Annotated in this window: 13 protein-coding genes and 1 pseudogene; 7 read left to right on the top strand and 7 right to left on the bottom strand. The window is 71.4% G+C overall.

The window, feature by feature from the left end; all coding sequences use genetic code 11:
* Positions 1-76: 76 nt before the first annotated feature.
* Both BLW82_RS07070 and BLW82_RS07065 read left to right on the top strand, forming a co-directional pair.
* Positions 77-2,542, top strand: a complete 2,466-nt coding sequence (locus BLW82_RS07070) for a thioester reductase domain-containing protein (protein ID WP_256215683.1) — start codon at positions 77-79, stop codon at positions 2,540-2,542.
* Positions 2,539-3,678: an alpha/beta hydrolase gene (locus BLW82_RS07065; protein ID WP_093498002.1), complete on the top strand. Its 1,140-nt coding sequence runs from the start codon at positions 2,539-2,541 to the stop codon at positions 3,676-3,678. Before BLW82_RS07070 ends, BLW82_RS07065 begins: the two co-directional genes overlap by 4 nt.
* A 55-nt stretch (positions 3,679-3,733) precedes the next feature.
* On the opposite strand, the gene BLW82_RS07060 is transcribed toward BLW82_RS07065, so the two are convergent.
* The 5 genes from BLW82_RS07060 to BLW82_RS07040 all read right to left on the bottom strand — a co-directional run bounded on the left by BLW82_RS07060 (position 3,734) and on the right by BLW82_RS07040 (position 8,636).
* The gene (locus tag BLW82_RS07060) at positions 3,734-4,975 is read right to left on the bottom strand and encodes a cytochrome P450 family protein (RefSeq protein ID WP_093498001.1); all 1,242 of its coding nucleotides are present in this window, start codon (positions 4,973-4,975) and stop codon (positions 3,734-3,736) included.
* Entirely contained in the window at positions 4,972-5,955 is a 984-nt protein-coding gene (locus BLW82_RS07055) for an amidohydrolase family protein (RefSeq protein ID WP_093498000.1), read from the bottom strand. The genes BLW82_RS07060 and BLW82_RS07055 overlap by 4 nt, the downstream gene beginning before the upstream one ends.
* Entirely contained in the window at positions 5,952-6,839 is an 888-nt protein-coding gene (locus BLW82_RS07050; protein ID WP_093497999.1) for an NAD(P)-dependent oxidoreductase, read from the bottom strand. The genes BLW82_RS07055 and BLW82_RS07050 overlap by 4 nt, the downstream gene beginning before the upstream one ends.
* Entirely contained in the window at positions 6,836-7,174 is a 339-nt protein-coding gene (locus tag BLW82_RS07045) for an antibiotic biosynthesis monooxygenase family protein (protein ID WP_093497998.1), read from the bottom strand. Before BLW82_RS07045 ends, BLW82_RS07050 begins: the two co-directional genes overlap by 4 nt.
* 256 nt (positions 7,175-7,430) lie before the next feature.
* Complete coding sequence (locus BLW82_RS07040) at positions 7,431-8,636, bottom strand: L,D-transpeptidase (protein WP_177232862.1); 1,206 nt, start codon at positions 8,634-8,636, stop codon at positions 7,431-7,433.
* 445 nt (positions 8,637-9,081) lie between these two features.
* Here BLW82_RS07040 and BLW82_RS44280 point away from each other — a divergent pair, with 445 nt between their 5' ends.
* The 5 genes and pseudogenes from BLW82_RS44280 to BLW82_RS45200 all read left to right on the top strand — a co-directional run.
* Positions 9,082-9,243: a hypothetical protein gene (locus BLW82_RS44280; protein WP_177232861.1), complete on the top strand. Its 162-nt coding sequence runs from the start codon at positions 9,082-9,084 to the stop codon at positions 9,241-9,243.
* Positions 9,244-9,722: 479 nt separating this feature from the next.
* The gene (locus tag BLW82_RS07030; RefSeq protein ID WP_256215681.1) at positions 9,723-10,358 is read left to right on the top strand and encodes a ParA family protein; all 636 of its coding nucleotides are present in this window, start codon (positions 9,723-9,725) and stop codon (positions 10,356-10,358) included.
* Positions 10,355-10,579, top strand: coding sequence for a hypothetical protein (locus BLW82_RS07025; protein ID WP_093497996.1), 225 nt, complete (start codon positions 10,355-10,357; stop codon positions 10,577-10,579). Before BLW82_RS07030 ends, BLW82_RS07025 begins: the two co-directional genes overlap by 4 nt.
* 41 nt (positions 10,580-10,620) lie before the next feature.
* Positions 10,621-11,601 (top strand): phosphotransferase family protein, encoded by a 981-nt coding sequence (locus BLW82_RS07020; RefSeq protein WP_093497995.1) that lies wholly within the window; start codon positions 10,621-10,623, stop codon positions 11,599-11,601.
* An 18-nt stretch (positions 11,602-11,619) separates the two neighbouring features.
* Positions 11,620-11,766 (top strand): annotated as a pseudogene (locus BLW82_RS45200) (alpha/beta hydrolase); the annotation flags it as partial.
* Positions 11,767-11,837: 71 nt separating this feature from the next.
* Here BLW82_RS45200 and BLW82_RS07010 read toward each other — a convergent pair.
* Both BLW82_RS07010 and BLW82_RS07005 read right to left on the bottom strand, forming a co-directional pair.
* Positions 11,838-12,908 carry a fatty acid desaturase family protein gene (locus BLW82_RS07010; protein WP_093497994.1) on the bottom strand — a complete coding sequence of 357 codons (1,071 nt, stop codon included), beginning with the start codon at positions 12,906-12,908 and terminating at the stop codon, positions 11,838-11,840.
* Positions 12,909-13,122: 214 nt separating this feature from the next.
* On the bottom strand, positions 13,123-13,956 hold the full coding sequence (locus BLW82_RS07005; protein WP_093497993.1) for a PIG-L family deacetylase: 834 nt from the start codon (positions 13,954-13,956) through the stop codon (positions 13,123-13,125).
* Between the last annotated feature and the right edge of the window lie 363 nt (positions 13,957-14,319).

The following is a 14,319-nucleotide window of genomic DNA, read 5'->3' as shown; positions in this document are numbered from 1 at the left end:
AGCAGGCGAGGACTTCCTCGGATGTCGGAAGCAAAGGATGAGGACGCGCACATCGTGAAGGGCTCTCATGCGTGACATGACCGAGGAATCCGGGCAGCGGGCCACCGCCGAGGCGATCGAGCGCGGTGGTGGCGGGCTCGGCGTGGACGACCTGCTGGCCAGGGTGATGCAGGCCGCCACCGGTGCGGACTCCGGTGCCGCCCCCGCCCCGCTCCGGGACGTGGACGGCGTGGCCGCGGCCATCGCCGCCGCGGCGGGCCGCCATCTGCCCGCGGGACACCTGGCGCCCGACGCCGACTTCTTCGACGCGGGGGGCACGTCCGTGCACGCCGTGGAACTCGTCGCGGAGCTGGAGGGCGAGCTGGGCATCGAGTTCGACCTGGACGAGGTGTTCGCCGACGCCCGTCCGGTCAGTCTCGCCCGGCGCTGGCTGCGGGCGACCGGGGCCGAAGCGTCGAGCGACGCCACCCCGCGGGCCGTGCACGCGGGCACCCCGGCGCCCACCGCCCAGGGCACGCCGCCGGCTCCGGTCGCCGGTGCGCGGCCGGCTGCCGGCGCAGGTGCTGTCGCGGCTCCGGCACCTGGCACGCTGCCGCTCCCGGCAGCGGGCGCCCGTCCGGCTCTCGCCCCGCGCACCCTTCCGACGCCGACTCCGCGCACCTCACCGGCGCCTCGCCCCCGTGCCGGCAGTGGCGACGAACGGTACAGCAGGGCGCGCCCCGAGGACCTTGAGCAGATCCTCGCCGATCTGAGCCTCGCCGACCGACTGCCGTTCGCCGACGTGCCCGAGCCGCTGCCGCCCCGCCGGATCCTGCTGACCGGCGCCACCGGCTTTCTCGGCAGTCACATGCTGCTCGACCTGCTCCGGCACAGTGACGCGCACGTCCATTGCCTGGTCCGTGCGGCCGACGAGGAGACGGCCGTCGCCCGGCTCGGCGAGGCGCTGAAGAGTCACCGACTGCCCTGGTCGTCGGAGGTGCGGCGCCGGGTGACCGTGCTGCCCGGCGACATCCGGCGGCCGCGGCTCGGCCTGTCCGACGAACTGTGGCACACGCTCGCCCACGCACTGGACAGCGTCGTGAGTGTGGCCGCGGCCGTGGACTTCCTGCGCGGCTACCAGTCGCTGCGGGCGAGCAACGTCCTCGGCGCGCTCACCCTCGCCGAACTCGCGGCCACCGGGCGGCCCAAGCCGCTGCACCACATCTCCTCGATCGCCGTCTTCAACGAGGTCGGCATCACCTCCATGGGCGAGGACGACCCACTCGCCCACGTCGACCGGCTCGTCTCGGGCTACGACCAGTCGAAGTGGGCCGCCGAGGTCGCCCTGCGCCGTGCCCGCGACCACGGCCTGGTCGTCACCGCGCTGCGCCCCGGCGGCATCGGCGGCCACACGAAGACCGGCGCCTGCAACCCGCAGGACCTCAGCAGCGGCCTCGTCTCGGCCTTCGGCCGCTTCCGCACCGTACCCGCCTTCCGCTACCTGAACGCGGCCCCGGTGGACTGGGTGAGCCGGGTCGCCGTCGCCGCGATCTGCGAGCCCGACGCCTGGGGCTACGACTACAACCTCACCGGTGTGCCGAACACCCTCGACGACGTCGTCCGTGACATGGCGCTCGGAGGTATGCACGTGCGCGTCCAGGACTGGGACGAGTGGCGCACCGACGCTCTGGCCCGCCTGGAGGCCGAGCCGGTCCCCGAACTCGCCTTCCTTTCCAGGGTGTTGCAGAGCCCTACCGCTCTCAAGCTGTGTGAGGCGACCCTGAAGGGCCCGGCGGCCGGAGGCGCACGCACCGCCGCGCTGGTCGCGGCGCTGGGGCTGCCGCCCGCAACCCGCTACGACGCGCAGGCCCAGCTCAGCACCTTCGAGCGGCTCGCCCAGGACGGCCTCGCCAGGCTGCCGCACAAGGACGACCAGCCCTACTTGTGGTTCTCGGAGACGACGGAGGGCAGCGTGGGACCGGTCGGCGCCCCCGCCGACACCCCCTGCTCCATGGCGCTCACCCTCTCCATCGCCGGCATGTACCAGCTGGTGAAGGAGCGCCGGGTGGACGTGACCGGCGAGGTCGTCTGCACCGCCGTACATCCCGAGCCGCTGACCGTCGAGCGCGGCGACGTCTGGATCCGCCCCGAGGAGGGGATCCCGCAGCAGCACGGACTCAGGCACCAACTCCTGCGCTACCGGCTGCGGTTGCGCGACGCCGACGGCGGCCACTGGTGGCTGGAGGGGCACAAGTACGCCCGGGCCCGCCGCGACCTGTGGCGGCAGACCCGCGCGCTGACCGTGCGGATCGGCCGCGAGGGCGAGGCGGCGAGCCTGGCGGGCGAGGTCGTCGTGCCCGCGGACTCCTACGTCCGCGACCAGATCGACGGAATCAAGGTCGACCCGCGTCTGACCAGTCAGGAGAAGCGGGCGGCCAAGCTGACCTGGCTCGCCTGGTTCGGCCTGGAGATGGGCCGCGGCCTGCTCGGCCCCTTCGCCCGCGCCGCCGCGGACCTGCTCGACCTGCGCCGCACCCCGACCCTCACGGAGCGCCACCGATGATCTTCAGGACGACCACCTCCCGCGCCGGCGGGTCGGCGCTGCCCCGGGTCAGGACCACCGCGGCCCTGCGCCCGCTGCACCACCGCCTCGACCCGGCCCGCGTCGAGGAGATCCCCTTCCGGGCGGGCGACGGCGTCCGGCTCGGCCTGACCCGCGTACACACCGGCGCCGCGGACCGCCCCGCCGTGCTGCTCCTGCACGGACACACCGCGTCCGCCGACATGTTCCTGCTGCCGGAGACCCGCAATCTGGTCGACGTTCTCCTCGACGACGGCTACGAGCCCTGGCTGCTGGACTGGCGGGGCAGCTGCCGGCTGCCGTACAACGAGACCGGCCAGAGGTACACGTACGACGACGTGGCCCTGTACGACATCCCCGCGGCCGTCCACCACGTCCGCGAGCGCGTGGGCGACCGTCCGGTGTTCGTGGTCGCCCACTGCATCGGCTCGCTCACGCTGTCCCTGAGCATGGCGGCGGGCCTGGTGCCGGGCCTCGCCGGCGTGGTGTCCCAGGGTGTGTTCCTGACGCCGAAACTGGCCGGCCGGACATCGCTGCGGATGTCACTGGCGGGGGAGCTGCTGAAGACGCGGATCGACCACGTCCCGGTCGACTTCCGCAAGGTGGGCCTGTGGTCGAAGTACACCCCGTTGTTCGCGCTGGCCTCACGGAAGGCGAGCTGCCCGGACCCGACCTGCCAGATCCTGCACAATTCCGCCTGGGGCACGGGCGCCTCGCTCTTCGTGCACGAGAACCTGTCCGAGGCCACCCACGACCGCCTCGCCGACCTCCTCGGCCCCGCGCCGCTGTGGATCCTGCCCCACCTGCGCCGCATCGAGCTGGCCCGCAGCGTGGTCCGCTGGCACGAAACCGACCACCGCTACCGTCAGCTGCCGCCCAATGCGCTGGACGCGGCCGGCCGGATCGACACCCCCGTGCTGCTGCTCGCCGGCAGCGACAACGGGCTGTGGCTGGACTCCCAGCGGCTTTGCCACGACGTACTCGCCGAGCGCCAGCCCCAGTTGGACGTGTCCTACACCGAGATCCCCGGTTACGGCCACCTGGACACGTTCCTCGGCCGGGGCGCCGCCCTGGACGTCTTCGGTCACATCCTCGATTTTCTCGGCGGACGGCGGTGACGGCCGGCTGGCCTGCCGAGGACAACCAGGACACCGTGTTTTCGTGGTGCGTCGGTCAGCCGGCGGGATCGAGCACGACCGGGAGCTCCGCGAGGCCGCGGAAGGCCGGGAAGGGGACCTCCAGCCAGCGTGCTTGGGCGCGAGGGTCGGCCAGGGCCATCCTCGGGAACCGGTCGGACAGGGCGGTGAGCGCCAGTTGCGTCACCAGCCGGGCCAGCGGGGCTCCCAGGCAGTAGTGGCTGCCGTGCCCGAACCCCAGATGCGCGTCCTGCGCGTTGCCCGGGCGCGTCACGTTCAGTTCGTCCGGGGCGTCGAACTTCAGCGGATCGCGGTTGGCCGAACTGATCGCGATCTGGACCAGGGCGCCCTTGGGGATCCGGGTCCCGCCGTACTCCACGTCCTCGGTCGCGTAACGGAACGTCGCGGTCTCCACGGAGCCGTCGTAGCGCACCAGTTCCTCGACCGCGGCACGCATCAGCTCCCCGTTCTCCCGCACCGCGCGCAGTTGTCCGGGATGGGACAGGAGGTGGTGCACGGCGTTGCCGATCTGGTACGCGGTGGTCTTGTGACCCGCGAACATCAGCAGGAACGCCGTGGAGACCAGCTCGTTCCCGGTCAGGCCGCCGTCGTCGTCCCGGACCGCGGTGAGCGCGCTCAGGAGATCGTCACCCGGACGCCTCCGCTTGGCGGCGATGAGATCGGAGAAGTACGCGTGCAGGTCCTCCTCCGCCTTCTGCTGGGCCCGCTTGGCCTCCTCGTAGAAGCCGCTCTGGGCCACCGCGGAGGACAGGTTCTGCATCCGCGCCCGCTCCTGGGGCGGTACACCGAGCAGATCGCAGATCACGATGATCGGCAGCGGGAACGCGAAGGCCGGCAACAGGTCGAACGGCTCCCGGACCGGGCACTCGTCGAGCAGGCCCCGGACGACGTCCTGGATCTTCGGCCGCAGAGCCTCCACCCGCCGTGCGGTGAACGCGGAACTGACCAGTCGGCGCAGCCGCGTGTGCTTGGGCGCGTCGGAGTTGAGCATGTTGTCGTCCAGTGCGACGGACGAGTCACCGAAGATCCTCCGGTAGGCGTCCATGGCCCCGTACATGTCCTTGCTCAACCGCGGATCCGACAGGGCGGCCCGCGCGTCCTCGTACCGGGTGATCAGGTAGGTCTCGTTGCCGTGCGGCGGTCTCATGGGGCAGACCGGGGCCGCGTCGCGGAGGCGTGCGTAGACCGTGTGGGGGTCCCGCCGGAACTCAGGGGTGCAGCGTTCGGCCGCGGCGACGGCCTCTTGCGTGGTGGTCACGGACGACTCCTGAGGTCGAAGAGAACCTCGGCGTTGCCACCGAGGACGAGCTGCTGCGACGCCCTGTCGACCGGCAGCTTCTCGATCATGCGGATCTGCTCCTCCAGCGGCACGGCCAGCGGCGGTGAGTCGGTGCCGAACAGCATCCGCTCGGGCCCCAGCACCTCCGCGTTCAGGCTCAGATGCGCCGAACTGAACGGGCTCGTGTCCACGTACATGCGCCGCAGGGCCGCGGCCGGGTCGACCGCCGGCCCCCCGGCCGCCGACGGGCCCGGGGCCGCCCCGGGCCGGCCGGAGGGCGGCGCGCCCTGGGCCCAGTGCCGGGGGCGCGCCGCCGTCTGCAGGCGCTCCGGCAGCAGCGCCATCGCGCCGCCGCCGGTCGCGCCGATCAGCCGCAGCTCCGGGTACTTGTCCAGCCACCCCGCGAAGGCGATCATGGCCATGCCCATGGTGACGTCGCCGAACCGGCCGATCTGCTCGACGAAGCCGATCTCGTCCACCCGTTCCGTGCCGACCGGTTCGGCCGGGGCGTGTACCAGGACGGGTACGCCCGCCTCCGCGGCCAGCGCGAAGAAGGAGTCGGCGCGCGGGGAGCCGAGCAGCTCCCCGTGGACACTGGACGTGGTGATCAGGCCGACGAAGGCCGGGTCCTCCAGGGTCTCCCGCACCCCTTCGAGGTGATCGTCGTCACCGAACGGGTTGGCGTACACGTAGCCGCGCAACCGGTCGGGGAACCTGCGGATCAGCCCCGACATCCAGGCGTGGAAGCCGCGCAGCCGGTCTCGTGGTTGCGCGTAGTTGTCCACGCCCGGTACCCGTGCCATCGCTCCGGCGCCGACGGGGCTGCCGATGATGGTGAGGTCGATGCCGGCCTCGGCGCGAGCGGCGAGCATGCCGTCGACGTCGGTCAGGCTGGGAGGCATGGGGAAGCGTTTGGCCGCTTCCGGCGGGGAGAGGTGCCCGTGGATGTCGATGATCACGTGTCGCTGCCCGGTTTCGGTGTGAGTGCGCGGGTGACCGCGGCACAGTCCTGGTCGCCCAGTCCCTGCTCGGTGGCACGGACGTGGGTCTCGGCTGCGGCGGTCGCCAGCGGCAGACTCAGACCGGCCGCCGCCGCCTGCTTGGTAGCGAGCATGAGGTCTTTCGCCATCAGCCGCAGCCGGAAGTCCGGCTCCTCGAAGCGGCCGGAACCCAGGCGCCTCGACTTGAACGCCATGACCGGAGAGGCGAAACCGCTGCCCGCGATCGTCTTGAGGACCGCCTGCCGGTCGAGGCCGCAGGCGGTCGCCAGTTCGGTGACCTCGGCCAGGGCCTGCACCTCGATGCCCATCAGGAGGTTGAGGCACAGTTTCATCCGCATGCCGGAACCGAGTGCGCCCAGATGGACGACCTCCTTGCCCAGCGCCTCCAGCAGCGGGCGGCAGGCGTCGAAGGCCTGCTCCTCGCCGCCGACGAAGAGCCGGAGCTCACCGTCACGGGCGTGGTCGCGGTTGCCGAGCATGCCCACGTCCACGACGGAGGGGATGTCGCCGGCGATCTGGACGACCTCTTCGGGGGAGACGGTGCTGGCGCAGACGAGGACACCGGGGTAGGAGCCCTTGGACAGGACGCCGTCGGGTCCGCGCAGCACGGAGCCGAGGGCCTCGCCGTCGGCGACGACGCAGACGGCGGCACTCGTGCCCGCGACGGCGTCGGCGGGGTGCGCGGCGACGAAGGCGCCTGCTTCGGCAAGCGGTTTTGCCCGCTCGGGGGTGCGGTTCCAGACCCGGACCCGCATTCCCCGGTCGAGGAGGCGGGCGGCCAGGCCGGAGCCCATCGTGCCGAGCCCGAGTACGGCGACGGTGCCGGTGGAGGCGCGCGTCATGACGTCACCCCCGTCGTCTCCTTCACGACTCGGAACCGCAGCGACTGCGTCGAGTCGACCCACTGGCGCAGCGGAGCCACCAGCGCGCGGTGCTCCTCGCTCTGCTGCCAGGCGAAGAAGTGCTCGGCCGTCTGCCACTCGCTGGTGATGACCCACTGCCGGGAGCCGTCCACGGGCGCTCCCAGCCTCTCGACGATGTGACCGGGGGTCCGGGCGACCGACCTGCGGAGCTGGTCGTACACGTCCAGGAACCCCTCCTCGCCGCCCTCGATCACGCGGACGGTGAAGACGACGCTCAGCCTGTCGGCCGGTCGGCCGTTGTTCCTCGTGCCCATGTCTCCTCCTGAGGGTGAGATCCGGCGGGACACGACATCCACGGCCTCATGTCCCCCATGCGGACGCAACTCCGAATGGGGGACATGCCAAGGGGGACAAGGGGATGACGGAGTGTGATTACTCTGTCCGGGTGAGTGACGAGGCGCTGCGTGGCGCGGCTCACCGGGCGCGGACGACCGCGCCCGAGCGGGGGTCCGCACCCCCGATGCGTGCCGGGGGGATCGGTCAGCGCCGATGCGTGCCGGGGGGGATCGGTCAGCCGGTCGTGCCGCCCGAGACCCACTCGGCCCACGGCATGTTCCAGTCGCTGAGGCCGTTGTCCGGGGCCGGCGCGGCCTTGTCCGCGGAGTTCTTGACGACCACGACGTCACCGATCATCGAATTGTCGAAGAACCATGCGGCGGGCTGCCTGCCGTCGCGGCCGCCCTCGACGTCGTTGAGGCCCACGCAGCCATGGCTGGTGTTGGCCCTGCCGAAGATCGAGTCGGCACCCCAGTAGTTGCCGTGGATGAACGTGCCCGAAGCGGTCAGGCGCATGGCGTGCGGTACGTCGTCGATGTCGTACGCGGCCTTGCCGTCCTTCATCAGGCCGACGGTCGCACCGTTCATGTGGGTCTGCGAAAACTTCTCGGAGATGACCATCGGGCCGTTGTACGTCGGGTGCTCGGCGCTGCCGGACGAGACCGGGATGGTCCTGATCGTCTTGCCGTCCCGTACGACGGTCATCTGCTTGGTTTCGGCGTCCACGGTGCTGATCTGACTCCGGCCGACGTGGAACGTGACCGTCTTCCGGACGCCGTCACGGGTGAGCTTGACGGTGACGGTGGAGCCGGGCTTCCAGTAGGTCTCGGGACGGAAGTCCAGGCGGGCGTCGTTGAGCCAGTGACCGACGACCCGCTGCCCGCTGCTGGAGCTGACCTGGATCTCGGACTCCACGGCGGCCTTGTCGCCGACCGCCTTGCCGAAGGTGACCGACACCGGCATGCCCACGCCGACGGTCGAGCCGTCCTCGGGGGAGACGTGCCCGACGAAGTCGTTGGCCGGGGAGACCGTGGTGATCGTGGCGTTACCGGTGGCGGAGCGGCCCTCGGCGTCCGAGGCCTCTGCGGCGACCTGGTACCTGGTGGCGCGCTCCAGGGGGCCGTTCGGCTTCCAGGACGTGCCGTCCGCGGACACGGTGCCCGGAATCTCGGTACCGGTCGCGACGGCTGTCATGATCACCTTGGTGAGCTGCCCGTTGCGGACGGTGACCTCGACGGGGCCGTTGACTCCGACGCCGTAGGCACCTTGCCCGGGCGTGATCTTTATTCGGGCGTCGGAAGCGTCCTGGGCGTTCGCCTGCTGTGTCTGCGCCTGCGAAGTCGGGTGAGTTCCGGGGCCGTTGTCGCTGGTGGCGGCGTAGCCGGTGCCGCCGAGAGCGGTGAGCGTGAGGATGCCGCCCACAACGCCGGCCGTAGCCATCAGTCCGGTGGTTCGCTTACGTGCCGTGATCAAACGCTTCTCCCGTGACGCAGGTCGTCGAATTCCTGGAGCCGGTTACGGCAGAGTGCAGCCAGCCGTAAAGAACTACTTTTATAGGCTCATCTGTCCGAAAGATAGGAATTGTGGCCAATTCCACGCGCTGCGAGAGCGCTGCGGAGGCGGGAGACCACCCGTCGCCGGCCGCCGGATCTCTCCCGTGCGCAGGGTGACCGTGGCCCGTGGATGCATCGGCCCATGGCGCCTGCGAGAGAGAAGAACGAGTTCCCCGGACTGCCGCGTCATGGCGTCGAGCCGGCCGGCACAGTCGGTGGTGACCCGACCCAGATCCCGGGTCCGGCCCCTCTGCACTCACTCGCCGCCACCAGTCAGGTGCGATGTGCGACGGAACCGGCGCGAGCCGAGACGATTGGCCTCGTCAGGATCGATGATCGCGGATCGGCAGGGCAACTGGTTCCAGCTCAAGGTCGCCGACGGGGCGAGCGCCGCGGCCGTCGGGATCCTCGCCGGTGACGGCCGCACACGGCGCATACGCAATACCGCCAGAGCCGGCCTCAATGCCGGCCTCAGGCAGCAGAGTGGGCGCTGAACGCAGTCCACTCACAGACAAGGGTGGTGAAAGATGATCACGCTGGAGGCTGCGACGGCGGCTGCACGGGAATTCGCGTCCGGCACGCTTCCCGAAAGAGAGGGGGTGCAGTGGGGATTGCGCTTTCGAGGAATGTCGAGGTCCCGTCTCTACCTGTTCCAGATCACCGTCAGCCCACCGGATCCGCGGGGAAGGCCAAGGTTCGGCGGTGGTCCAGGAGTTGTCGTCGACTCCCGGAGCGGGGATTGCCGGTGCGTACGAGGGCACTCGGAGTACCGAGACCTGTTGCGTGCGACGGCGGACGGCGCCCCGTGACGTCGGGGGCGCGGTGGTGACGCCGTTGCCGGCCCTGTTGTCGCCTGGCACCGGTTCGCGTGGCTGGCCCATACGGATGATTCACCGGCGCCGCAGGGTGAACGACGGCGGGCTGTGCCCCGACTCGGCGGTCGGCGGCCCCTCGCGGCCCTACGTTGACCCGTGTGCCGCTGAGTTATGCCTTTGTGAACCTGAAGCCCGGGGTGGGAAAGACGACCAGCGCGGTCTGGCTGGCGCACGCACTTCACGAGTCGGGCATCCCCCCGTTGCTGGTCGACAGCGACCCCGCCTCCTCCGCGCTGCGGTGGAGCGAACTGGCGGGAGGCTTCCCGTTTCCCGTGGTCGCCCTACCGGTGGGTGACGTGCACCGGCGGGTGAACGACTTCCTGGGCGAGCGGCAGGCCGTCGTCTTCGACGCCCCGCAGATGGAGGACCACGCGCACATCGCCCGCAGCATCATGAGATACGCGAGCGAGTGGATCGTGCCGGTCACTCCGGCCCCCATCGAACTGGACCGCATGGCGCCCATCGGCGGCGAGATGGGCGACGTTCAGTCCCTGCGCGCCCAGCCGGCCCACGCCGCCGTGCTGCTCAACCGGACCAACCGCGCCGACGCCACGCGCACGGGGCCCGACGCCGACGCCCGCGAAGCTCTCACCGAGCGGGGCTTCGACGTGCTGTCCACCCACATTCCACGGCTCGACCTGTACGCGCAGTCCTTCGGAGGTCCGGTGGAGGCCAAGGGCTCGGCGTACATGGACCTCGCGGACGAACTCGTCAAACGACAGGACAGGGCATGAACCAGCGCAAGGACACCTACCGGGCCGCACTGCAGCGCGGACCGGAGGCGGTCGTACCGCGTCCCGTCAAGGTCAACCGGCTGCACACCCGCTACGTGCGGGTGACCGTCGAGCTGGACACCGGACTGCCGCGCGACCTCGTGCAATGGGCGAGGTCACCCGTGTCCGCGATGATGCGGGCAGGCGCCGCCGCCCTGCGGCCCCCGGGCAGCACCCGGTAACCCCGTTGCGCGTGCCGCCGGGCGGATGATGGGCTGACACCGTGTCCTACGACGACGAGGCGGTGGACGTCCGGCTGCTGGCGCTGGCCTGGGTGGGCCGGCATCTGGCGCGCGGTGAACGGGTCGTCGCCACCGAGACACTGCACGGCGGCATCACCGCCGAGATGCGGCGGCTGACCGTCGGCGCGCCGGACGGGGCCACCCGTCACCTGGTGCTGCGGACCTTCGCCGACCCGTTCTTCGCGGCGCAGGCCGGAGAGCTCCTGAACCGCGAGGCCGGCGTCCTCGCCCTGCTCGCGGGGACGGGTGTGCCGGCTCCCGTACCGGTCGCGGTCGATCCGGCCGCCGCGCACTGCGAGTACCCGTCGCTCCTGATGACGCATCTGCCGGGCCGGACGGTCCTCGAGGACCGGGGACTGGAGGCGCGCGTCCCGCTGCTGGCCCGTCAGCTCGTCGCGATCCACGCGGTGCGCCCCGCCGAGCGGCCCCGGCCGTACACGGCGTGGACGACCGCCGACGCCGTCGTCCCGCCGGACGGCGCCGACGCGGTGGCGTGGGCCGCGGCGGCAGACGTGATCCGCAAGCCCGCGCCCCCCTACGAAGGACGCTTCCTGCACCGGGACTTCCACCCCGGCAACGTGCTGTTCGACGTGACACCGCCCGGCCAGGCAGGCCCGCCCGGCCCGGCCGGTCTCCGGATCACCGGGGTCGTCGACTGGGTGGAGACCTCCTGGGGGCCGGCCGACCTCGATGTGGCGCACTGCTCCAGCAATCTCGCGATGCTGCACGGACCGGAGTGGGGTCTGCGGTTCGCCGAGGCGTACGAGGAGGCCGGCGGGGTGCCGGCCACGGCCGCGGGCGACCGGCTGTACTGGCGGCTGCTGGATGCCCTGGCGTTCTCGACCGAGGTGCGGTCGGTGGTACGGCCGTGGCAGGAGGCCGGCCGGACGGAGCTGACCACGCGGACGGTGGAGGGGCGCCTGGACGCCTACGTCACCGCCCTGCTGGACACCCTGGGCTGAGCGAGCCGACGGGGCACCCTCCTGCTGCAGTGGGACGACGCAGGCAACCCCCGGCAGCGCGCCCTGGACCTGTGCGACGCCTTCGGCGGCAAGGAGAGGACGCTGCACGCCCGTCTCGGCGGCCACGCCGGTACCCCGTGGTTCGAGGTGGACGACGGGGACCGGTTGACTGAGGCCGGCTGCCGCCGCAAGCGAGACCGGGTGCCGCCGCCCCGCCTGTCGCGCCCGCCCCGGTCTCAGGACGCCCCGCGCCCGCGCCGGATGGGTTCGCCCACCCGGTGCAGGTGGGTGAGGGCCTCGCGGTAGGACCGCAGCAGCCCGGTCTCGTGGTACGGCACACCGATCTCCGCGCAGTACGCGCGCACGATCACCTGGGCGCGCCGCAGATGAGGCGTGGGCATGCTCGGGAAGAGGTGGTGCTCGATCTGGTAGTTGAGGCCGCCGAGCAGCACGTCCGTGCACCGGCCGCCCCGCACGTTGCGGGAGGTGAGCACCTGGCGCCGCAGGAAGTCGGGCCGCTCGTCGCCGGTGAAGGTGGGCATGCCCTTGTGGTTCGGGGCGAAGGTGCAGCCGAGGTAGACGCCGAAGAGGCACTGGTGCACGGCGAGGAACGCCACGGCCTTGCCGGGGGAGAGGACCAGGAACAGCGCGGACAGGTAGGCGGCGAAGTGCAGGAGGAGCAGCGCGCCCTCCGCGACCGGGTTCTTCATGGCCGGCGAGCGCAGTGCCCGCACGCTCGACACGTGCAGGTTGAAGCCCTCCAGCGTCAGCAGCGGGAGGAACAGGAACGCCTGGTGGCCGCCGACGAGCCGGGCCAGGCCGCTGCTGCCGCGTGCCTGGTCGGTGGACCACACCAGGATGTCCGGTGCGACGTCGGGGTCGAGTTCCTCGTGGTTGGGGTTGGCGTGGTGACGGGTGTGCTTGTTCATCCACCACCCGTAGCTCATGCCGATGGCGAGGTTGCCGAAGAGGCGGCCCCAGATCTCGCTCGGGCGGCGTCGACGGAAGACCTGACGGTGGGCCAGATCGTGTGCCACGAGCGCCACTTGGCCGAAGACGAGGGCCATGGCGGCGGCGACGGCCAGCTGCCACCAGGTGTCGCCGAGCGCGAGGAAGGCCGCCGTGCCGCCCAGCAGGGCCGCGATCACCAGGCCGAGCCGCACGGTGTAGTAGCCAGGGCGCCGGTCCAGCAGGCCCGCGTCGGCGATGCGCCGGGAGAGCCTCGCGAAATCGCTGCCGAGGCCGGAGGCCCGCGCCGGTTCGGTGGCCGTCGCGGCCGCGGCGGGAGCGTCGATGGAGAACGTCATGCCGCCGAGTCTGGGCACGGCCGGACCGCGCCGACAGCGGGCCAGCCACCGGATCCGCAGGGGGAGTTCCGCCTAAATCCCGGGGGGTTATCACCACTTCCGATCCGCTGACCTGCGCCTTTGGCGGGTTCCGGCCGTACCGGCGGCCGGGCGCCGCCCCGGGCGGACAGACCGGCCGCGGCGTGCGGACCGTCCGCCCGGGACGACGGACCGGTCAGCGCAGTCCGGCGAAGAGGTCGTTCTCGGGTACGGCCGCGCCGGTGGAGTCCTGGACACGGACGAAGGTCTCCATGCCCATCAGCTCGGTGAACCGCTCCCGGCCCATCCTGAGGAAGAAGATGTTCTCGCCCTGACTGGCGTGCGCGGCCAGCGCGTCGAACTTCTGGCCGCCGAACGCAGTGGTGTCCACCCAGGTGGTGATCTCCTCGTCGGGGAGCCCGATCTCCGCGATCGCGGCGGCCTCAGCGGGGTCCGGCTCCGGCAGGTCTTCCCCGAACTCGCGCATCACCTCCCCGAACCGCTGCATCATCGAGCGCGGCGCCGTCGTCCAGTACACCTTCGGGGTCGGTTCGGTCAGCTCCAGCGCTGCCATCGTGATGCGGTGGGCCTGGATGTGGTCGGGGTGCCCGTAGAAGCCGTTCTCGTCGTAGGTGACGACCACGTCGGGCCGGTAGCGCCGCATGAGCTCCGCGAGCCGGGCGGCGCCTTCCGCCACGGGCGTGCGCCAGAAGGAGCCGGGGGCGTCGTTGGCCGGCCAGCCCATCATTCCGGAGTCGGCGTAGTCCAGCGTCTCCAGGTGGCTGATCTTCAGGATGTCGCAGCTCGCCTCCAGCTCCTGGCGCCGCATCGCGGCGACGGCCGCCGGATCGTGCCCGGGCTCGCCCGGCTTGACACCCCCCGGTCCGTCACCGCAGCCGCCGTCGGTACACGTCACGAGGACCGTGCGCACGCCCTCGGCCGCGTACCGCGCGAGGACGCCTCCGGTTCCGGTGGCCTCGTCGTCGGGGTGGGCGTGTACCGCCATGAGCGTCAAGGGCCGGTCGTTCATGAAAACAGTCCTCCTGTGTGGCAAGCCTCGGTCCGAGTCCGCGGCGGGTACCTGAGCGGGCGTCCCTGGATAGCAGATCACCGGGTGTACCGCGGACCGGAGGGTGCCGCATCACGCGGGGGTGGAGAACCTCTGGTCCGTGCCGTCCCCTCCCACGCGGTGCCGCTCCCTCGGCCGGTGCAACAGCGTCGGCCGGACAGGCTGTTCCCGCCGCATGAGGTGGCCTTCGCCGCATCCGCGCCCGCGGCGAGGCCGAGAGCCCAGGAATCCGAGATTTGCGTAGAGCAGCGAAAAACTTGCAAGAATTTGCGCGGTTCATTCTTTACTTCGTCGGAATCTAGCGGCGTGCGGGGTGGCTCTGTA

The organism is Streptomyces sp. Ag109_O5-10 (assembly GCF_900105755.1).
Taxonomy (GTDB): Bacteria; Actinomycetota; Actinomycetes; order Streptomycetales; family Streptomycetaceae; genus Streptomyces.
Note: the sequence above shows the minus strand (reverse complement) of the source record. Positions and strands in the feature narration are given on the sequence as shown.